We start from the raw sequence: 19,412 nt of genomic DNA on the forward strand, positions 1-19,412 counted from the left end.
GTGTCTTGAGCCAGGATTAGACTGAGGGTGAGAGCGGTGAGTAGCAAGCTGAATGCCCCGAGTGCTTAAAGCACGTGTGGGAGCCCACGCTGCTACTCACCTCTCCGCTCTGGACATGAGCCCGAACAGTTGAACGAGCCCACCTCGAACAGTTACAAGCGTGGGCCAAGCCAGAGCGCTCTCACATTAAGTGTAAGAGGATTTGGCTATGTTTTCCTATCCAGCAGGTATTGATGTTTCCAAGGACAGCCTTGAGGCTCGAGTTAATCAGGTTGACGTTGGGGTAAATTGCGCTAACGCCGAAGAAGATTTCCCTGGGTTGATTGGGTGGCTATTGCTTCACCAGGTTGGTCGCGTGGTATTGGAGGCTACTGGCGGTTATGAGCGCAAAGTCATGAAGGCGCTTCAGGCTGCGGGCCTTGATGTCATCTGCATCAATCCGCACCGAGCCAAGAGTTTTTCCAGGGCGATGGGCAAACAAGCCAAAACCGACCCGATAGACGCAAAGTCTCTTGCGCACTATGCAGCTGTTCTAGACTCGCCAAGCGCCCGAGTTACAAGCCCGGAGCACGATAAGCTGCGCGCGTTGGTCCAGCAGCGGGAGCATTTTGTTCAGCAAAGAGATGACGACAGACGACGCCTGAAAACAGCTTCCTGCGATGCGGTAAAGCCTGCATTACAGAACCATATCGACTATTTGACCGTGGCAGTGGAGGCGATAGATCAACTGATTCGTCAAAGTGCGAACGAGTTAGATAGCGAAAAGGTGGCTCGACTGTGTTCAGTCAAAGGAATCGGGCTGGTTACTGCCACCAGTCTTATGGCTTACCTGCCTGAGCTGGGAGAGATTGGAGGGCGCCCTATCGCGGCACTAGCGGGCCTCGCTCCGTACAACAACGACAGCGGAAGGCATAAAGGTGCACGCCATATTAGTGGCGGAAGGTTTTCAGCCCGTCGCTCACTTTACATGGCCTGTTGGGTGGTTATCCGTGACCAGCCAGAATTCGGGACTCGATATAAGGCGCTACGTGATAAAGGGAAATGCGCCAAAGTCGCGTTGATCGCCTGTATGCGCGTTTTGTTGGTACGTCTGAACGCGATGCTGCGTGACCGCACTGAATGGAAAGAGCGCACCGATTAGCTCGGTAGCAGCAATTTCCTTCAGCATTGCACGGCCTAAGCTGTGGGAGCTTTGCTGCCTATGAAAATGACTTCTGAATTGAATCCAATAAGACAGTTGCTCCCACATTTGCCTGTGTTCACATTGGGTTTGTGGTGTTGCGACTATCCAGTTATAAAACAACCTAATGTCCACCGAGAAGCGACAATGAACCCCTTCGAAGACATGCGCCTGTTCTGCCAGGTCATGGAGTCCGGCAGTTTCACTGCCGCCGCCGAGCAACTGGGCCTGTCCAAGCAGTTCGTCAGCCGTCGCCTGATCCAGCTGGAAGAGCGCCTGGGTGTACGCCTGCTCAACCGCTCCACGCGGCGCCTGGATGTCACGCCGCTGGGCCAGAGCTACTACGAATCGGCCTTGCGCCTGCTCGGCGATGTGGAGCAAGTGGAGCAGGGCATCGCCGGGCAGAACAGCGAACCGCGGGGCACCATTCGCCTCAGCGCGCCGTTGTCGTTTGCCATGGCGCATCTGGGCTGCCTGTTGCCGCTGTTCCTGCAGCGCTACCCCGAGGTGGCGGTGGAAGTCGACCTCAGCGACCGCCCGGTAGACCTGATCGGTGAAGGCTATGACCTGGTGCTGCGGATCGGCACCCTGGAAGATTCCACCCTGATCGCCCGGCGCATTGCCAGCATCCCGAGGGTGTACTGCGCCAGCCCCGACTACCTGGCCCTGCGCGGCACCCCGCAAAAACCCGATGACCTCGCCGGGCACGATTGCCTGCCCTACGGCCATGGCCGTCACGTGCAATGGCGCTTCAAAGGCAAGCTGCAAGCGCTGAACGTGAGCGGGCGCATGCGCGTCAATAACGGCGACCTGCTGCGTGACACCGCGATTGCCGGCCTGGGCGTGACCTACTTGCCGACTTTTATCGTCGGCGAGGCCTTGAAGGACGGCCGTCTGGTCAGCGTGCTGGACGAATTCGCCCCCGAAGCCCTGACGCTGTCGGCGGTGTACCCCCAGCACCGGCAGAGTTCGCGGCCGGTGCAGGCGCTGGTCGAGTTCCTGCGCGAACGCCTGGCTAGCGGCTGCTGAACAACTGCCGGATCAGGCTGGGGGTGCTGCCGGTCCAACGCTTGAACGCGCGCCGAAAGTTCGCGGCGTCGTTGAAATTCAGGTAAGCGGCCACTTCGTCGTTACTGAACCCCTTGACCTGATACAGGTGCAGCGCCATGTGCTTGCGCACCCGGTCCACCTGTTGCTGAAAGCCGGTGTCGTGCTTGTGCAGCTTGCGCTTGAGGGTCGCCGGGCTCATGGCGAAGGCCTGCGCGGCCTGTTCCAGGCTCGGTGGCTGGCGTACGTGTTCGCGCAGGTAGTCGTAGAGGCCATCGAGAAAGCTGGCGGCGAAGCCCAACTGGTCGATCTGTTCCCGGGCTTGCTGGCGCGCCACTTGCGCTGCCGTGGCCGAGGCGCCAGGCCAGGCCCGTGTCAGGTACTCACGAGGGATGCACATCGTGTCCAGCGGGCGTTCGAAGCGTGTTTGCTCGCCCAGGTGCACCCAGTACTGCTCGACATAACGCGGCTCGGCATGACTGAAACTGCACGCCCAGGGCAGGCGCTCGCCGCTGAGCCATTGGCTCATGGCAACCAGCGAGGTCATGCTCGCTTCCAGCAGAAAGCGCCAATGCTCGCCCGCACCGCAACTGTCGCGCCAGTACAGGTAGGCGTGACGCTCATCCAACTCCAGGCGCAGCGTGACCAGCGGGCTGAGCAGTACCTGTTGCTGGATAAGCACCTCCAACGCCTGATGCAGATTCTGCGCATGCCCCAGGGCATGGCTGGCCGCGCCGTAGTAGCCGGGCAGCAGGCGTTGACCAAACAGGAAGCTGCTGTCGTCGGCGTCCAGCAGCTTGCGGCTGTTGCCGATCAAACCGAGGAACTGCTGCGGGCTCAAGCGTGCGTTGCCGGCCAGGATGTCGTCGTGAAACAGCCCGGTGCCGCGCAGCAGGCGATGGCTGTCGATGTCCCGGGACAAGGCCAGGTCGATCAGCGTGGCGGGTTGGTAATGGCCAGGAATGAAGCGGCTGTCGTTTTCATACCCGTTGGCTTTCACGGCCATCTCAGGCGCTTTTCGCAAGGGGTTGCTTGGCCCGCGCCAGTGCCAGGTTCAGGCGCTTGAGCAGGTCCTGAGGCGCCTCGTCCAGGGCCATCACCACCGCCGTGGTCGCCGCCAGTTGCAGGCGCTCGCCCTGCAGCCGGGTTTTGTGCGCCAGGCTCTGCACCGCCTGCTGCAACTCCAGCGCCAGCCCCTGAGCCTGGCGCTCACCCGTGTTGGGCAGCAGCACCACAAAACGGTCACCGGCCAGGCGGCACAACAGGTCCTGGCGGCGCAGGTTGAGCAGCAGCACATGGCTGACCGCCTGCAGCACCGCATCGCCCTCGGCATGCCCGTAGGCCTGGTTGATGGCGGCGAAGTTATCCAGGTCCAGGGCCAGCAGCGACAGCGCTTGTTGCTGATCGCGGCTGTCGCAAAGGCTGTCGGCCAGTTGGCGTTTGAGGTAGTCGGCACCGGCCAGGGGCGTGAGTTTGTCGAACAGCCGATGTTCGCGGAACAGGCGCTCGCGCTTTTCCATCTGCGCGCTGATCGCCAGTTGCTCGCGGTGCCAGTGGTAGATGCCGATCGTCAGCAGGATCATGCCCACCGGCATCGGCCCCGACTCCAGCCAATGGTCCCAGGTGATGCTGTCGGGCAGGCGGATGAACTCGTCGAGGCTGTCGACCCACCAGGAAAAGAAAATGCACGACAGGCCCAGTGCCAGGTAATGAGTGACCCGTCCGGCGGGTCGACTTTTCAGCACCAGGCCCAGCCAGATCAACGCAAGCAACGCTGAACCGCCTTCGCCGACGATGTCCAGCCACTCCCATTCATTGACGCTTTTTAGCTCGCCGCAGGCCAGGTGCAGGATCAGCCCGAGGTTGGCGGCCACCAGCAGTCCTGCAAGTTTCCAGCGATGGGGTTTGAGCACGGAAAACATGGCTGCGCGTCCTTGGATGATTCAATCGTGGGCGCCAGCACAGCAGATGAATATGACGGCTGCGTGACAGCGGGAGAGGGTCGGATCAGCTCATGCCAAACACACTGGAGGTCAAAAAATGTGGGAGGGGGCTTGCCCCCGATAGCGGTATATCAGTCAGCTTATTTGAAGCTGACCCACCGCTATCGGGGGCAAGCCCCCTCCCACATGAGACCTGCTGAGGTCATATCAGCTCATTCCACGCCCAGAAGTCTGCGAAAAGCCCAGGTTAGGGGCTTCTCGACTCAACCCTGTCACAGAACCGTCATCCCCCATCCCTAGCTTGCCCTCCCAGTTGCCGGGCCTCTTGCCTGGCGCCAACGGATTTGGGGAGGGTTTCATGTACAAGCGCACCGGGCTCGTCAGCTTCACGCTTAGCGCCTTGGCCCTGGCGGTCGTCTGCGAACGGCTCAACGCCGCCGAAGCGGCGGCCACCGAGCATGTCGAAGTGGTCGGGCAGGCCGCCGCCATCGGCAGTGCCCTCAAGGAGCAGCGCAGCTCCGACAGCATCAAGAGCGTGGTGCATGCCGACGGCGTGGCGCAGTTGCCCGATGAAAACGTCGCCGAGGCGGTGCAGCGCCTGCCGGGGATCAGCGTCGAGCGTGACCAGGGCGAAGGCCGTTTTGTCAGCGTGCGCGGCCTGGGCCCGGACCTCAACAGCGTGACCATCAACGGCACCCTGGTACCGTCGCCCGAGAGCGAACGCCGCGCGGTGGCCCTCGACGTACTGCCTTCGGAACTGGTGCAGTCGCTGTCGGTGATCAAGACGCTCACCCCGGACATGGACGCCAACTCCCTCGGCGGTACCGTCGACGTTAAAAGCCTGTCGGCGTTCGACCACAAGGGCCTGTTCTATACCGGCAGCACCGAGGCCAGCTACGACAAAAACACCCGCCAGACCAGCCCGAAATTTTCCGGCGCCGCCAGCAACCGTTTCAGCCTGGGCGACGGTATCGACAACTTCGGCGTGGCCGCGGCCCTCAGTTGGCAGAAACGTGATTTTGGCTCGGACAACGTCGAAACCGGCGGCGCCTGGGATTTCAACAACGGCGCCCGGCTCAACGAGTTCGAACAGCGCGACTACGACATCAGCCGCGAACGCGCCGGTGGCGGCCTGAACTTCGACTACAAGCCCGATGACCTGAGCAGCTACTACCTGCGCACCCTCTACAGCCGTTACAAGGACACCGAAACCCGCAACGCCGCCAGCCTTGAATTCGCCGCCCCCCAGGCGCCCGGCGAGTTGGGCGAGGCCGAGGGCAAGCGCAAGCTCAAGAACCGCGAGGAGACCCAGCAGATCCAGTCCTACGTGTTCGGCGGCGAACGCATGCTTGGCCTCTGGACCTTGAGCGGCCAGGCCGGCTACAGCCGCTCCAGCGAAGACAGCCCGGCGCATATCGCCGGCGCCACCTTCGACGGCGGGGATTTCGCCGACAGCGGCTTCTACGACACGGCCAAACTACGGCCGATCATCGGCAACGGTTTCTACGACGCCAGCAACTTCACCCTCGACAAAGTCGATTGGGAGAAACAGCACACCCAGGACACCGAGAAAAACCTGCGCCTGGACCTGGCCCGCGACTACGACCTGGGTGGCTACGCGTCCCAGTTCAAGTTCGGCGGCAAGGTCAGCCGACGTCACAAGGACAACGACCTGCAAGCCTGGGCCTACAAGGACCTGGATGAGCAGGGCTTCACTGACGAACAGCTCAACCTTACCCGGTTTCAGAAAGGCAACCTCGACTACCGCCTTGGCCGCTTCGGGCCGGGCATCAGCGCGGGCAATATTCGCCAACTGATCGGTGGCCTGAACCGCGACGACTTCTATGACCCGACCGAATCCCGGGTCAACGACTTCACCATCCGCGAAGACATCAACGCCGGCTACCTGATGAACACCGTCGATATTGACGACTGGCGCTTCATCGCCGGGATGCGCTACGAGGGCACCGAGTTCGAAGCCAAGGGCACCGGCGCCACGGACGGCCAGTTCAGCACCACCGAGACCAAGCGCCGTTATCACCACTGGCTGCCGGGCCTGCATGCGCGCTACCAGATCGACAAGAACACCCAGGTGCGCGCGGCCTGGACCAAATCCGTGGTGCGCCCGACCTTCGGCCAGCTGGCGCCCGGTTTTGTGATCGACGATGACGAAGCCACCTTCGGCAACCCGGACCTCAAGCCGCTGGAGTCGAGCAACCTGGACCTGGGCATCGAACACTTCATGGGCCGTGCCGGCACCGTGTCGGCGTTCGTGTTCTACAAGGACATCCAGAACTTCGTCTACAACACCGACGTCGCCGGCACCGGCGCGTGGGCCAACTTCGCCGAGGCGCACACCTTCGCCAACGGCGACAGCGCCAAGCTGTATGGCCTGGAACTGGCCTATTCGCAAAAATTCGACTGGCTGCCGGCGCCGTGGAACGGCCTGCTGATCGGCGCCAACAGCACCTTCAGCCGCTCAAGCGCGGATATCGAAGGCTTTGACAGCGCCAGCGGTCGCAACCGCAAGCGCAACATCAGCCTGCCCAACCAGTCGGACACCGTCGGCAACCTGATGCTTGGCTGGGAAGACGACAAGCTGAGCCTGCGCCTTTCGGCCAACTATAAGTCGGCCTACCTGTACGAGTTGGCCTCGATCAACGACAAGGCCCATGACCTGCACGTGGACGCGCAAACCTTCGTCGATTTCAGCGCGCGCTACTCACTGACCAAGCAACTGCAAGTCAGCTTCGAAGCGCAGAACCTGACGGACGAGTCGTACTTCGTCTACACCGGCCACCGCAGCTACAACGGCCAGTACGAAGAGTACGGGCCCACTTACAAGCTGGGCCTGACCTTCACCCATTTCTAACCCACACCTGGCTCCAACTGTGGGAGGGGGCTTGCCCCCGATGAGGGAGTGTCAGTTGATGGATCTGTGACTGACCCACTGCTATCGGTGGCAAGCCCCCTCCCACATGGGATCTTCATCGTATCTAAAGGATTTGTTTGTCCATGAGAATTTGCAAGCTGTTGCTGTTGATGGCGCTTTCAGGCCAGGTGTTCGCAGCTGATCTGCCCCTGGCCCCCTGGGCCCCCGGCCTGAAGGCCGAAGCGGTCGCCTTCCTGCCCAACGCCACCCAGCGCCTGGCCGCCAGTGTCCGCGATGGCCTGTTGCTGCTTGACGATAAAGGCACCGAACTGGCCCGCTTCAAAGGCAGCTTCAGCAGCCTTGATATCCGCGCTACAGATGCCGGTGTGCTGGTCGCCAGCCTCGACAACGACCGCCAGCAGGTGGCGCTGATCAACCTCGAGGCTGCCAGCAAAACCTGGGGCACGCCGCTGTACCTGCCTGCTCGCGATTACCCGGTAAACGGTGTGTGCCTGTACCGCGATTCGGCGGCCAACCTGTTTGTGTTCCTGGTGGGCGAGGAGGGCAAGGGCGAGCAGTGGCTGGTGGGCAACGGCGCGACGCTGCTGGCCCAGGCGCAGCGGGTACGCGGCCTGCCGCTGCCGCCTTCGGCGCAGTTCTGTCAGGTGGACGATGCGGCCGAGCGCCTGGTGGTCAACGAAGAGAACGTTGGCTGGTGGGCCTACCCGGCGCACCCGGAAGCCGAGGTGAAACGCACACCCGTGGCGCTGTTCGACAGCTCCAAGCGCGAAGCCGGCGCCATGGCGCTGGTGCCGGGCGGGATGCTGGCGCTGGACCCGAAAACCGCAAAGGTGCATGTGTTCCAACAAACCGGCGAGCGCTGGGCCGAGCAACCGAGCCTGAGCTTGCCGGGCCTCAAGGAACCGGAGCAACTGGCGATCAATGGGCGGCAGCTGTTGGTACGCGATGACGACAGCGGCCAGCTCTATCAGGGCCAACTCGACTGGCAGGCCACGCCGGTGCCGACGGCCCCGGTGCTGCCCCAGGTCGCCGCGCTGCGCCAGACCGACCCGGTAAGCCGCCAGGGCGATGCGGCGGATGACCCCGCGATCTGGATTCATCCGCACACTCCGGCGAAAAGCCGGGTGCTGGGCACCAACAAGAAACAGGGCCTGCTGGCCTACGACCTCGACGGCAAGCTGCTGCAGGAGTTGGCCGTAGGGCGGCTGAACAACGTCGACATACGCCCCAACTTCAAGCTAGGAACGCAAACCGTCGACCTCGCCGTCGCCAGCAATCGCGATCGCAACAGCCTGAGCCTGTTCAGCATCGACCGCCAGAGCGGCGAGCTGCAGGAAGCCGGTGAAGTGCCGACGCCGCTCAAGGAAATCTACGGTATCTGCCTGTTCCAGCCCGCCAGCGGCGAGATCTATGCAATCGCCAATGGCAAGGACGGCACCTTCCTGCAATACCGCTTGAGTGCGCCAGCTGGGCGTGTGCAGGGCGAGCTGGTGCGCCAGTTCAAGGTCGACAGCCAGCCGGAAGGCTGCGTGGCCGACGACCAGCGCCAGCGCCTGTTTCTGGGAGAGGAAGATGTCGGCGTGTGGGCGGTGGATGCCCGCGCCGACCAACCGGCCACGCTCACCAGTGTGATCAAGGTCGGTGCCCAGTTGCATGCCGACGTTGAGGGCCTGGCGCTGTACCAGAGCCCTGCGCGGGATTACCTGGTGGTCTCAAGCCAGGGCAATGACAGCTACCTGGTGCTGGATGCCGAACCGCCGTTCGCCATGCGCGGCGCGTTTCGCGTCGGCTTGAACGCCGCTGCCGGCATCGATGGCGCCTCGGAAACCGATGGCCTCGAAGTCACCGCCGTCAACCTGGGAGGGCCGTGGAGCCAGGGCATGCTGGTGGTGCAGGACGGGCGCAAGCGCATGCCCGAGCAAACCCAGAACTTCAAGTTCGTGCCCTGGGCCGAGGTGACCCGCGCCTTGGAATTGCCCTGAACGGTCATCACCCGGTCATCCGTTTTTAATCGAATAGGAGCTTCACCATGCACGCGACGATGGAACATATGACGATCTGGAGCTTGATCAGCGACGCCAGCCTGTTGGTCAAGGCGGTGATGATTACGTTGTTGCTGGCCTCGTTGGCCAGTTGGTACCTGATTATCCGGCGCGGCAGCGTGCTGCGGCGTCTGGAGCGGCAGTTGCACGACTTCCTGGCGCGCTTTCGCGTTGCCACGGACTTGCAACCCTTGTACCGCCAGGCCGTGCAGGCGGGCGAGGGCGGTGTGACGCCGATCTTTATCGCCGGCCTGCAGGAATACCAGCACCTGCACAACCATGACCCCGCCGTGCTCGAAAGCGTGGAGCGCGCGTTGCAGGTGGCGATCACCGAGCAGGAGATGGAGCTGGAAAAGGGCCTGCAATTTCTCGCGACCGTGGGCTCAGTCAGCCCCTATATCGGCCTGTTCGGCACGGTGTGGGGCATCATGAATTCCTTCCTTGGCTTGTCCCAGGTGCAGCAGGCCACGCTGTCGACGGTCGCGCCGGGCATCGCCGAAGCCTTGATCGCCACGGCCATCGGCCTGTTTGCGGCGATCCCGGCGGTGATTGCCTACAACCGCTTCGCCGCGCGCAGCCAGACCCTGCTCACCCGCTACTACGCCTTTGGCAACGAACTGCAAGTGCGCCTGCACCGCGCCCTGCGGGGTACCCCGATCAACCTAGCCGTGGCCGCCTGAAAGGAGCAAACCCATGCTGATCAGGCCGCAACGCAAGCACGGGCCCAAGGCCGAGATGAACGTGGTGCCTTACATCGACGTGATGCTGGTGCTGCTGGTGATCTTCATGGTCACCGCACCCATGCTCACCCAGGGCGTGAAGATCGAACTGCCCAAGGTCGCCGCCGAGGCGTTGGCCAGCGACACCCGCCAGCAGATCCTCACCTTGTCGGTGAAGGCGGACGGCGGCTACTACTGGAACCTGGGCGGCGAGCTCGACACCCGCAACCAGACCGACAGCGCGGTGAGCCTGGAGGAAATGGGTGCCAAGGTCACGCAAGTGGTGGCGGCGCGCAGCGACACCCAGGTGTATATCCGCGCTGACGACAACGCCGGGTACGGCCGCGTCGTGGCGGCCATGGCGGTGCTGCAAAAGGGCGGGGTCAGCAAACTGGGGCTGGTGACCGAGGCCCCGCAATGACCGCGATGATCATGCACGGCCCGACGCGGGCGCCAGAAAGCGACGCGATGTGGCGCCACGGCCTGGCCGCCAGCCTGGCCGTGGCGCTGCATGTGGCGGTGGTGGCGGCCTTGATGCTGGGCTGGTCCACCGAAAAACCGCAGGTGGACGCGCCGCGGGTGATGCACACGCAACTGGTGGTGATGCCCACGCCCACGCCTGCGCCCGAGCCTGTAGCGCCCGCATTGCCGGAGCCTGTTGCGACGCCGGTTCCAGTACCGGTACCGGCCAAACCGACGGTTGACCCACAGATCCAGGCACAAAAACTGGAGAAAGCCGCCCTGGCGCGCAAACGGGTCGAAGAGAAAAAAGCCGAGCAGCAACAGCAGCGCCTGGCCACCGAGCAGCGCAATCGAGAGCTGGAGCAGCAACGTCTGAACCAGCAGCGTGTGGCTTCCGAGAAAGCCCAGGCCGCCGTACCGGCACCCGCTCCGGCGTTCGACAGCCGCCAATACCAGCCGTTGAGCAAGGAAGCACCGGACTACCCGGAACGCGCGCTGGACAAAAACATCGAAGGCGACTGCTCGGTGGAGTACACCGTCAATACCCAGGGCCGCGTGGAAAATCCCAAGGTACTGGACGGCTGCCACCCGTTGTTCATTCGGCCTTCACTGGCGGCGGCGAATACCTTTCGCTATCAACCGAGGATGGTCGACGGCCAGGCCGTGGCGGTACCTGCGGTGCGCAACACCTTCCACTACCGCATCAAATAATGGTTAACACCGAACCCATGTGGGATGGGGGCTTGCTCCCTTCCACATTGATCGTTCCCACGCTCTGCGTGGGAATGCCCCTTGGGACGCTCCGCGTCCCGCCACCGCTGCACGTTTCGGCAATTGCGCATGGGTGACGCAGAGCGTCACGGGCTACATTCCCACGCGGGAGCGTGGGAACGATCTTAAAACACCGAACCCATGTGGGAGGGGGCTTGCTCCCGATAGCAGTGTGTCAGTCTCTACATCCATGGCTGATCCACCGCTATCGGGGGCAAGCTGAACTGGCCTAATGATCCCGGACACCTCTTAAGGGCGATATGATTCGCCCAATCAGGAGGTTCCGAATGCAACAGCGAAAGACCTATACCCACGAGTTCAAGCAACGTGCTGCAAGCATGGTTCTTGATGATAACTGCTCAGTTCCCGACGTCTGCGCATCGATGGACGTTGGCCCTACGGCTCTGCGCCGCTGGGTTGATCAGGTTCGTAAAGAACGTCACAAAGGGCAGCCAGTGGCAGGTACCAAGGCTATCAGCGACGAACAGCGAGAGCTTCAACAGCTACGAGCCAAGATCAAGCGCCTGGAGACTGAGGCTGAAATCTTAAAAAAGGCTACGGCTCTCTTGATGTCGGATCCCGATCGTTTTTCCTGATCGAGGAACTGAGGGAGTCGAGTTCATATCCGACCAGCCTGCTTTGCAGTGCGCTAGGCGTTTCTCGCAGCGCGTTTTATGACTGGATTAAGCGTCGCTCAGCACCGAATGCCGAGCGTGACGCGCTTAGAGCAAAAGTCGTGCAATTGCATGTCGAAAGCCGGGAAAGTGCAGGCGCACGGATGATCTCTCAGCGCCTGAAGGCCCAACAGATCAAGGCGGGAAGGTATTTAGTTGCAAAGCTCATGGCGGAGGCAAATCTGGCCAGCAAACAGCGTCGCCGCCATCAGTATCGCTCTAGAGGCGTCGAAGCATTTGTGGCCAAGAACCTGCTCGAGCGTAACTTCGAGCCAACCGCAATTAATCAGGTCTGGTGCGGCGACGTTACCAGCCTGATGGTTGGGAAACGCTGGTATCACTTGGCAGCGGTGATTGATCTGTTCGCCCGCCGAATCGTTGGCTGGGCGTTTTCTCTGATCAATGACGCCAACCTGGTTAGCAGGGCGCTGAGAATGGCGGTGGAGGTTCGAGGCAAACATGCAGGCTTGATGTTTCATTCAGATCAAGGCTGCCAATACACCAGCCAGCTCTTTCAGTCCGAGCTGCTGGAGCATGGAATAACGCAAAGCATGAGCCGCAGGGGGCAGTGCTGGGACAACGCGCCAACAGAGCGTTTCTTCGGGACGCTCAAATCAGAGTGGGTGCCCACCAAAGGCTATACGACAGTTGAAGAAGCCAAGCAGGATATGACCCGCTTTTTCATGCGATACAACCGAATCAGGCTCCACAGCTACAACAATTACCTGTCGCCAATAGCCATGGAGCAGGAGGCGGCTTGATCACCGTAACCGGTGTCCGGAAAAACTTGACCAGAACAAGCCCCCTCCCACATTTGAACCGCATCAGGCGTTAGCGGGATTCGCCAGTTCGATACCCGAAACATAGCGCTCCAGATTGGCCAGGAACGTATCGGCAATCTCGTCCTTGCTGTTGGTCGAAATCGCCGAGGTATGCGGTGACAACCGCACCCGCGGATGACTGTACAACGGATGCCCGTCCGGCAGCGGCTCCGGCTCGGTCACGTCCAGTGACGCCAGGCCGATCTGGCCATTGTCCAGTGCCTCCAGCAATGCCTCCTGATCCAGCAACCCACCGCGCGCGATGTTGATCAGGTGCAGCCCCGGCTTGGCGCTGCCCAGCACGTCACGGTTGATGATGTGCCGCGTGGCTTCGGTCAGCGGTGCCGCCACCACCAGGTGGTCGGCACGGGCGAACAGGTCGTGGATGTCCTTGGCGGCTTCTACACCCACCCCAAACGGTGCCTGGCTCTGACGCAGTGCGACGACATTGATGCCCAGAGCCAGGGCTTTTTGCGCCAGGCTTTGACCAATCGCACCAAAGCCCAGAATGCCCAGGGTCGTTCCCTTGAGCGGGCGCAACGCGGTGAACTGCCACTGCGAATCCTGCACCCAGATGTCCGGCAAATGCTTGGCCGCAGCAAAGATCGCCGCCAGGGCGAACTCGGCGAGGTTGTCAGCCGCGCTGCCCCGAGACGTGGTGACGGGCGGGCCGTTGAACAGCCAGCGCGGGTAGAAGTCGATGCCCGATGACACCAGGTGCACCCATTGCGCACCGTAGGGCCAGCCGGGTGGCGGCGTGTCCGGTGCGGTGTAGCCGCGCACGTTGATGGGGCGCAGCAGCAGGATGTTCGCCTGGGGCGGCAGGTCGCTCGGTACACCGGTCGGAACCCCGATCACCTGGGCGTGAGGGTGCCGCGTGGCGAGGCGTGCGCGGATCACGTCGTTGTAGTCTTCGTCCAACTGGCTGGCAATGATCAGCTGACTCATGTGCGTTCCTTCTGGCGTTGGGCGAACACTGCTTTACCGACGCCCTGCAGCACGGCGTCATTCTGTGGGGTGTGCACGCGACTGCACAGCACATCGCGGTAGTGCCGTTGCAATGGGCTGTGCCGTGACAGGCCAGGGTTGCCCGAGGCTTCGATGGCCAGCTCCACCGCGCGAATGGCGTTGCCGGTCACCAGGTACTTCAATTGCGCCGCGTTGGCCGCCGGCGTGTGACCTGCGGCGGCGGCATCGAGCAGGCTGCGGTTGGCAAACAACAGGGTGTCGATATGGCCGACGGTCTCCTGAAAACGCGGCAAGGTCGACAGCGCCGCGCCGAGATTCGATGGCTGGCGCTCCTCCAGCCAGTTCACCAGCCAGTCCCGCGCAGCCTGGGCCACGGCGTCGTACACCGAGGACAGCAGCACCGACATCCACAAAAAGCCCTCGCCATCCAACTCCGGCTGCGGTGCGCTCCAGGGGCTGACGCTGACGGCGTGGTCCAGCGGCACCAGCACGTTGTCGAGCACCACTTCATGGCTGCAGGTGGCGCGCATGCCCAGGTGATCCCAGGTGTCGATGATGCTCACGCCGGGGCTGTGCCTGGGCACCAGCCAGGCGCCCACCAGCGGGTCAGCGTCGTCACTGCGCGCCCATACGCTGAACCAGCTCAGGCCGTGGCTGCCGGTGGAGTAGATCTTGCGCCCGCTGATGCGCCAGCCTTCGGCGGTGCGTACGGCGGTTGTCGCCGGCAAGCCACCCCGGGCCGGGGTGCCCAGGTCCGGCTCGACGCGCAGGGCATTGATCAGCGCGCCATGGCGCACCGCGTCTTCGGCCACTTGCACGCGCAGATGCTGAGGCCATGTTTTGCTGTCTTGCAAGCGGGTGTGTTGCAGGTACTGCATCACCAGGATCAGCGCGGTGGACGGCTCGCCCTTGGCAATTGCGCTGATGGCTTTGCGCGCCTGGGCCAGGCTGGCACCGCCGCCGCCTAAGGCCCTGGGCACGGTGAGGGCGATCAGACCGTGGGCTTGCAATAGCTTGAAATTATCGTGGGGAAAGGCGCCGCTTTCATCGTACAGGTGAGCGGTACTGGCCAGCTCGGCGCTGAGGCGTTCGAGCACGGCGTCGAAATCAACGACTTCCACAGCGCGTAGGGACGATTGAGTCATGAAGATGTACTCGGTCAAATGTGGGAGGGGCGGTGCGACGATTCGACTTGCCCCCGATGGCGGTATGTCAGGCGGTACATGCATTGGGTGAACCACCGCTATCGGGAGCAAGCCCCCTCCCACAGGGATGGTGATCAGGCCAGGGCTTTCTCGGGGACTTCAGCCACGCTGTAGCGGTTGGCCGGCACCTCCAGGCCGAGGTTGTCGCGCAACGTCTGCCCGCTGTATTCGGTACGGAACAAACCACGCTGCTGCAGCACCGGCACCACCAGCTCGGTGAAGTACTGCAAGCCATCGGGCAGCATCGAGTTGATGATGAAACCATCGCTGGCGCCTGCTTCGAACCAGCGCTGGATGGCATCGGCGACTTGCTCCGGCGTGCCGACGAAGTCGCGCTTGGGCCGCGAGAACCGTAGCGCCACTTCGCGCAGGGTCAGGCCTTCGTCCCGGGCCAATTGCTTGATGCGCTCGGAGCCGCCTTTCTGGCTGTTGGCGCCCAGGTCGCCCAGTTCGGGGAAGGGCGCATCAAGCGGGTACTGGCTGAAATCATGGTCATTGAACGGACGGCCGAGGGCGACAATCGCATCTTCCACGGTGACCAGCTCCACCGCCTGCTGGTAACGGCTTTCCACCTCGGCGGCGTCGCGCCCGACAATCGGCCGGATACCCGGCAGGATCGACAGGTTGCCGGGGTCACGCCCAAAGCCCTTGGCACGGCGTTTCAAGTCGGCCGTATAGGCTATGCCTTCCTCGATTGTTTCCACGTGCACAAAGATGGCGTCGGCATGTTGCGCGGCAAAGTTGCGCCCGTCTTCCGAGGTGCCGGCCTGGAAGATCACCGGCTGGCCCTGGCGCGAACGCGCGATATTCAGCGGGCCCTTGACCGAGAAGAACTCGCCCTTGTGGTTGAGCGCATGCAGCTTGTGCGGGGTGAAGAACTCGCCGCTGTGCTTGTTGTAGGCGAAGGCGTCGTCTTCCCAGGAGTCCCACAGGCCCTTGACCACATTCAGGTGTTCCTTGGCGATGCGGTAACGCACGGCGTGAGGCGGGTGTTCGGCTTTGCCGAAGTTATCGGCGGTGCCGCTCAGCCACGAGGTAACCACGTTCCAGCCGGCGCGACCACCGCTGATATGGTCCAGCGAGGCGAACTGGCGCGCCACTTGGTAAGGCTCGGTGTAGCTGACGGTTACCGTGGCGACCAGGCCGATGTGCGTGGTCAGCGCGGCCAGCGCCGAAAGGATCGTCAGCGGTTCGAAACGGTTGAGGTAATGCGGGCTGGACTTGGCGTGGATATGCAGGCTGTCGGCAATGAACACGAAGTCGAACCGCGCGGCTTCGGCCAGTTCGGTCTGCTGCTTGTAGAAGCTGAAGTTGGTGCTGGCGTCGGGTTGCGCCTGCGGATGGCGCCATTCGCCCCAGCCGTGGCCGACACCGTGAACCATGGCACCGAGTTTCAATTGACGTGGCTTGCTCATGTTCTGCTCCTTAGCGCGATGCTTGGGAATTGGGGGCACGCTGGGCGTTGAAGCGCGCGTCGAAGCCTTGCGACACGTCGATGTGCCGGCTCAACAGGCCTCCCTTTTGGTAAGTGTCGGCGGTGGCCTGCAGGCCGCTGATCACCGTGTCGTCAATCAGCACCGGGGACAGGCGAGTGTCCTTGGCCACTTCGATGTGCACGGCCAACGGCAGGCCGGTGATTTTGGCCTGGGCGGCGGCGTATGCCTCGGGATGCGCGTTGGCCCAGGCGTAGGCGCGGTCCACGCGGGCGACAAAGTCGTCCAGTTGCACGCGCTTGTCGGCGATGGCCTGGCTGGTGGCGGCGAAGTACAGGTGATTGCTCAGCAGGTCTTTGCCGCTGACCAGTACACGGGCGTTGCTTTGGGAGGTGACCACGGTGGTGTACGGGTCCCAGGTCGCCCAGGCATCGGCGGTGCCATTGTCCAGTACCAGCCGGGATTCGGCGGGCAGCAGGAAGATGAAATGCACGTCCTGCGAGGTCAGGCCTGCGCTGGCCAGGGCTTTGATCGCCAGGTAATGCCCGATGGAGCCACGCCCGGTGACGATTTTCTTGCCCTTGAGGTCGGCTGCGGTCTTGATCGGCGAATTCTGAGGCACCAGCAGCGCGGTGGTGTTACGCCCTTCGGCGTGGATGATGCTGATCACTTTGAGCGACGCACCGGCGCCGAGCGCGAACACATAGGGCGCATCGCCCAGCGCGCCGACATCCACCGCGCCGGCATTCAGGGCTTCGCCCAGGGGCGAGGCCGAGGGGAATTCCGACCATTTGATCTCGTATGGCACGTTTTGGGTTTCGCCGGAGGCTTCCAGCAGCGCTTTGATCGTCGACTTCTGGTTGGCCACCCGCAGCGGTTGCAGGTCAGCGGCGTGGGCGTTGCCGAGCAGGCCGAGGGCGAGGGCGCCGCCCAGCAAAAGGCGCTTGAATGGGATAGTAAACAGCATGGGGACAGACTCCAGGCGTTGGGTAAAGGAAGGTACCTCCGCCTGGAGAAGGGGTCGGATTTCCGGGAACGGTGCAGCGGTGGATCAGATCACGTAGAAACCGTGGGTGGCGTCGCGCGCCAGTTGCGCGACCAGGCCGTATTCCCAGTCCAAGTAGGCCTGCATGGCTTCCCGTGGGTTATCGGTGCCTTCATAGGGGCGGCGGTAGCGGTCGATGCGCGGTGAGGCCAGGTGCGTTTCGCCTTCTTCCAGCGGCAGTTGCGCGGCGATCCAAGCGGCGGTGCCACCTTGCAGCAGGAACACTTGGCTGCCGGTCAGGGCTTCGACTTCGGCCACCGCCAGGCGCGCCAGTTGGCTGCTGCCGCAGGTCAATACGTAGCGCTGCGCGCGGGGCACCTTGGCCAGCGCCTCGGGCAGTTGCGCGCGCAACACCCACCAGGCACCGGGGATATGGCGTTTCACGTAATTGGCGCTGGCGGTGAAGTCCAGCACCACCGTGTCGCCATGCTCGAGCCAGTCGGCCAGGGTGTGCGGGCTGATCAGTTCGGCCTGGGGCGGCGGGGGCACCGGCGCGACCCAGGCACCCTGTTCACTGAAGTGCGCGGCTTGCAACTCGTCGAGCACATAGACTTCCCAACCCAGTTGGGCAAGCCAGGACGCCGACATGTTTGCGCGCACGCCGTCATCGTCCACCAGCACCAGGCGCGCACCGCGCACGCTGGCGACGTGGTCGGTTTCCTGCACCAGCTGCCCGCCCGGTGTGGAGCGGGCGCCAGGCAGGTGGCCGGCCTCGAATTCTTCCGGGGTGCGCACGTCGAACAGGTAGGTGGTGCGGGCCGCGTCCCGCTGCCAGCGTTGCAGATCGGCCAGGCTGGCACGGCCGACGCGGGCCTTGTCGGCCACGCCGCGTGCGGCCTGGGCGGCGGTTAGGCGATGTTCCTCGCTGGTCGGCGCAAAGCGGCGCGTCTGGCCATGGGCGAGCGTTTGCCCGGCCAGGGTCCAGCCGATGGTGCCGTTGCGCAGTGCCGACACCGGGTTGGCCACGCCGGCATTGATCAGCGACTGGGTGCCGATAATGCTGCGGGTGCGCCCGGCGCAGTTGACGATAATGCGCGTGGCCGGGTCCGGGGCCAGTTCACGGGCGCGCAGCACCAGTTCGGCGCCCGGCACGCTGATGCCGGTGGGGATGCTCATGGTCTGGTACTCATCGAAACGCCGGGCGTCGAGCACCACCACGTCGGCCTTGTTGTCGAGCAGCGCCTGGACCTCTTCGGCGGCCAGGGACGGCGTGTGGCGCTGGCTTTCCACCAGTTCGCCAAAGGCCTTGCTCGGCACGTTGACGTCGATAAACAGCTCGCCACCGGCCTGGCGCCAGCCCTCAAGCCCGCCTTCCAGTAGGCTGACTTGGGTATAGCCCAGCGCAAGCAGGCGCTCGGCGGCGCGCTCGGCCAGCCCTTCACCGTTGTCGTACAGCGTGACCTGGGTGTCGCGGCGCGGAATGCGTGAATACACCTCCAGTTCCAGCTTGGACAGGGCAATGTTCGCGGCAAACAGCGGGTGGGCTTCGGCAAACGGCGCTTCCTCGCGCACGTCTACCAGGGCGACCTCTTCGTGGTCCAACAGGGCCTGACGAATCTGGGCGAAGCTGCGGGTCGATACGGTGCTCATAGGGCAGGGCTCTTTTCTTTGGACAGGTCCCAGATATTGGGGAGGTAGGCGTTGGAATAACCGGAGATAAACAGTTTCTCGCTGCCGTCGGGCTGATACACCGCTCGGCGCACCGCACCGATGTTGGCGCCGTACACATGAATGCTGATGGACACCTGATCGGCGTGGGCATTGCTCACCTGATGGATATCACCGATCTTCGGCGACACGGCTTCGACCTGGCCCGGCAGCAGTTGCACCGGCTTGCCCTCGGCAACCAGCGCGCCATCGGGCGTGCGGGCAAACCCCTGGGAAAATTCTGCACCGCGCAACATGCCGATCAGGCCCCACACCCGGTGGTCATGAATCGGCGTGCGTTGCCCCGGCCCCCACACAAAGCTGACGATGCTGAAGCGCTGGCGCGAATCGGCATGCAGCAGAAATTGCTGGTAACGCTCGGGGTCAGGTTGGGCGAAGTCGTCGGGGAGCCAGTCATCATGGCTGACCAGTTGCGCCAGCAGCTTGCCGCCACGGTGCAGCAGGTCGCCCTCGCGCGGGTTGCCGTCGATCAGCTCAGCCAAGGCGCCGATGAAGGCGCGCAGTCTCTCGGGGTGTGTGGCCTGGCTCATGAACATTCCC

17 protein-coding genes are annotated in these 19,412 nt (G+C 63.1%); 9 read left to right on the top strand and 8 right to left on the bottom strand.

Going from position 1 to position 19,412, the window contains the following annotated elements; translation table 11 throughout:
* Positions 1 to 208: 208 nt before the first annotated feature.
* Both SC318_RS11020 and SC318_RS11025 read left to right on the top strand, forming a co-directional pair.
* Positions 209 to 1,141, top strand: coding sequence for an IS110 family transposase (locus SC318_RS11020; protein WP_320427579.1), 933 nt, complete (start codon positions 209 to 211; stop codon positions 1,139 to 1,141).
* Between the two features lie 186 nt (positions 1,142 to 1,327).
* The gene (locus tag SC318_RS11025) at positions 1,328 to 2,209 is read left to right on the top strand and encodes a LysR family transcriptional regulator (protein ID WP_320430807.1); all 882 of its coding nucleotides are present in this window, start codon (positions 1,328 to 1,330) and stop codon (positions 2,207 to 2,209) included.
* On the opposite strand, the gene SC318_RS11030 is transcribed toward SC318_RS11025, so the two are convergent.
* Complete coding sequence (locus SC318_RS11030) at positions 2,196 to 3,233, bottom strand: AraC family transcriptional regulator (protein WP_320430808.1); 1,038 nt, start codon at positions 3,231 to 3,233, stop codon at positions 2,196 to 2,198. The two genes, SC318_RS11025 and SC318_RS11030, sit on opposite strands and share 14 nt — an antisense overlap.
* A gap of 1 nt (position 3,234) precedes the next feature.
* Positions 3,235 to 4,149, bottom strand: coding sequence for a GGDEF domain-containing protein (locus tag SC318_RS11035; protein WP_320430809.1), 915 nt, complete (start codon positions 4,147 to 4,149; stop codon positions 3,235 to 3,237).
* Between the two features lie 379 nt (positions 4,150 to 4,528).
* Between SC318_RS11035 and SC318_RS11040 the strand changes: the two genes are divergently transcribed.
* The 7 genes from SC318_RS11040 to SC318_RS11070 all read left to right on the top strand — a co-directional run bounded on the left by SC318_RS11040 (position 4,529) and on the right by SC318_RS11070 (position 12,492).
* Positions 4,529 to 7,042, top strand: coding sequence for a TonB-dependent receptor (locus SC318_RS11040; RefSeq protein WP_320430810.1), 2,514 nt, complete (start codon positions 4,529 to 4,531; stop codon positions 7,040 to 7,042).
* 143 nt (positions 7,043 to 7,185) lie between these two features.
* Positions 7,186 to 9,045, top strand: a complete 1,860-nt coding sequence (locus SC318_RS11045; RefSeq protein ID WP_320430811.1) for a phytase — start codon at positions 7,186 to 7,188, stop codon at positions 9,043 to 9,045.
* A gap of 47 nt (positions 9,046 to 9,092) precedes the next feature.
* The gene (tolQ, locus tag SC318_RS11050) at positions 9,093 to 9,785 is read left to right on the top strand and encodes a protein TolQ (RefSeq protein WP_320430812.1); all 693 of its coding nucleotides are present in this window, start codon (positions 9,093 to 9,095) and stop codon (positions 9,783 to 9,785) included.
* A 13-nt stretch (positions 9,786 to 9,798) separates the two neighbouring features.
* Positions 9,799 to 10,245 carry a protein TolR gene (gene tolR / locus SC318_RS11055; protein WP_320430813.1) on the top strand — a complete coding sequence of 149 codons (447 nt, stop codon included), beginning with the start codon at positions 9,799 to 9,801 and terminating at the stop codon, positions 10,243 to 10,245.
* A complete protein-coding gene (locus SC318_RS11060) occupies positions 10,242 to 10,997 on the top strand; it encodes an energy transducer TonB (RefSeq protein ID WP_320430814.1) in 756 nt (251 codons plus the stop codon). Before tolR ends, SC318_RS11060 begins: the two co-directional genes overlap by 4 nt.
* A gap of 347 nt (positions 10,998 to 11,344) precedes the next feature.
* A complete protein-coding gene (locus SC318_RS11065; protein ID WP_320427350.1) occupies positions 11,345 to 11,653 on the top strand; it encodes a transposase in 309 nt (102 codons plus the stop codon).
* Between the two features lie 8 nt (positions 11,654 to 11,661).
* Positions 11,662 to 12,492 carry an IS3 family transposase gene (locus SC318_RS11070; protein ID WP_320431180.1) on the top strand — a complete coding sequence of 277 codons (831 nt, stop codon included), beginning with the start codon at positions 11,662 to 11,664 and terminating at the stop codon, positions 12,490 to 12,492.
* Positions 12,493 to 12,555: 63 nt separating this feature from the next.
* Here the strand turns inward: SC318_RS11070 and SC318_RS11075 are convergent, their stop codons facing one another.
* From SC318_RS11075 to SC318_RS11100, 6 genes are all read right to left on the bottom strand, one after another.
* Positions 12,556 to 13,500: a D-isomer specific 2-hydroxyacid dehydrogenase family protein gene (locus tag SC318_RS11075; protein ID WP_320430815.1), complete on the bottom strand. Its 945-nt coding sequence runs from the start codon at positions 13,498 to 13,500 to the stop codon at positions 12,556 to 12,558.
* Positions 13,497 to 14,666: an acyl-CoA dehydrogenase family protein gene (locus SC318_RS11080; protein ID WP_320430816.1), complete on the bottom strand. Its 1,170-nt coding sequence runs from the start codon at positions 14,664 to 14,666 to the stop codon at positions 13,497 to 13,499. Before SC318_RS11080 ends, SC318_RS11075 begins: the two co-directional genes overlap by 4 nt.
* Positions 14,667 to 14,800: 134 nt before the next feature.
* A complete protein-coding gene (locus SC318_RS11085; protein ID WP_320430817.1) occupies positions 14,801 to 16,141 on the bottom strand; it encodes an LLM class flavin-dependent oxidoreductase in 1,341 nt (446 codons plus the stop codon).
* 10 nt (positions 16,142 to 16,151) lie between these two features.
* A complete protein-coding gene (locus SC318_RS11090) occupies positions 16,152 to 17,126 on the bottom strand; it encodes an ABC transporter substrate-binding protein (RefSeq protein ID WP_320430818.1) in 975 nt (324 codons plus the stop codon).
* A gap of 84 nt (positions 17,127 to 17,210) precedes the next feature.
* Complete coding sequence (locus SC318_RS11095) at positions 17,211 to 18,794, bottom strand: rhodanese homology domain-containing protein (protein WP_320430819.1); 1,584 nt, start codon at positions 18,792 to 18,794, stop codon at positions 17,211 to 17,213.
* Positions 18,791 to 19,402 (bottom strand): cysteine dioxygenase family protein, encoded by a 612-nt coding sequence (locus tag SC318_RS11100; protein ID WP_320430820.1) that lies wholly within the window; start codon positions 19,400 to 19,402, stop codon positions 18,791 to 18,793. Before SC318_RS11100 ends, SC318_RS11095 begins: the two co-directional genes overlap by 4 nt.
* Between the last annotated feature and the right edge of the window lie 10 nt (positions 19,403 to 19,412).

Origin of the sequence: Pseudomonas sp. MUP55 (genome assembly GCF_034043515.1) — a bacterium.
Lineage (GTDB): Bacteria > Pseudomonadota > Gammaproteobacteria > Pseudomonadales > Pseudomonadaceae > Aquipseudomonas.

What these genes read in the sequence shown, in the direction of transcription:
- SC318_RS11020 (WP_320427579.1), top strand. Translation starts at nt 209, where the DNA reads ATGTTTTCCTATCCAGCAGGTATTGATGTTTCCAAGGACAGCCTTGAG.
- SC318_RS11025 (WP_320430807.1), top strand. Translation starts at nt 1,328, where the DNA reads ATGAACCCCTTCGAAGACATGCGCCTGTTCTGCCAGGTCATGGAGTCC.
- SC318_RS11030 (WP_320430808.1), bottom strand. Translation starts at nt 3,233, where the DNA reads ATGGCCGTGAAAGCCAACGGGTATGAAAACGACAGCCGCTTCATTCCT.
- SC318_RS11035 (WP_320430809.1), bottom strand. Translation starts at nt 4,149, where the DNA reads ATGTTTTCCGTGCTCAAACCCCATCGCTGGAAACTTGCAGGACTGCTG.
- SC318_RS11040 (WP_320430810.1), top strand. Translation starts at nt 4,529, where the DNA reads ATGTACAAGCGCACCGGGCTCGTCAGCTTCACGCTTAGCGCCTTGGCC.
- SC318_RS11045 (WP_320430811.1), top strand. Translation starts at nt 7,186, where the DNA reads ATGAGAATTTGCAAGCTGTTGCTGTTGATGGCGCTTTCAGGCCAGGTG.
- tolQ (WP_320430812.1), top strand. Translation starts at nt 9,093, where the DNA reads ATGCACGCGACGATGGAACATATGACGATCTGGAGCTTGATCAGCGAC.
- tolR (WP_320430813.1), top strand. Translation starts at nt 9,799, where the DNA reads ATGCTGATCAGGCCGCAACGCAAGCACGGGCCCAAGGCCGAGATGAAC.
- SC318_RS11060 (WP_320430814.1), top strand. Translation starts at nt 10,242, where the DNA reads ATGACCGCGATGATCATGCACGGCCCGACGCGGGCGCCAGAAAGCGAC.
- SC318_RS11065 (WP_320427350.1), top strand. Translation starts at nt 11,345, where the DNA reads ATGCAACAGCGAAAGACCTATACCCACGAGTTCAAGCAACGTGCTGCA.
- SC318_RS11075 (WP_320430815.1), bottom strand. Translation starts at nt 13,500, where the DNA reads ATGAGTCAGCTGATCATTGCCAGCCAGTTGGACGAAGACTACAACGAC.
- SC318_RS11080 (WP_320430816.1), bottom strand. Translation starts at nt 14,666, where the DNA reads ATGACTCAATCGTCCCTACGCGCTGTGGAAGTCGTTGATTTCGACGCC.
- SC318_RS11085 (WP_320430817.1), bottom strand. Translation starts at nt 16,141, where the DNA reads ATGAGCAAGCCACGTCAATTGAAACTCGGTGCCATGGTTCACGGTGTC.
- SC318_RS11090 (WP_320430818.1), bottom strand. Translation starts at nt 17,126, where the DNA reads ATGCTGTTTACTATCCCATTCAAGCGCCTTTTGCTGGGCGGCGCCCTC.
- SC318_RS11095 (WP_320430819.1), bottom strand. Translation starts at nt 18,794, where the DNA reads ATGAGCACCGTATCGACCCGCAGCTTCGCCCAGATTCGTCAGGCCCTG.
- SC318_RS11100 (WP_320430820.1), bottom strand. Translation starts at nt 19,402, where the DNA reads ATGAGCCAGGCCACACACCCCGAGAGACTGCGCGCCTTCATCGGCGCC.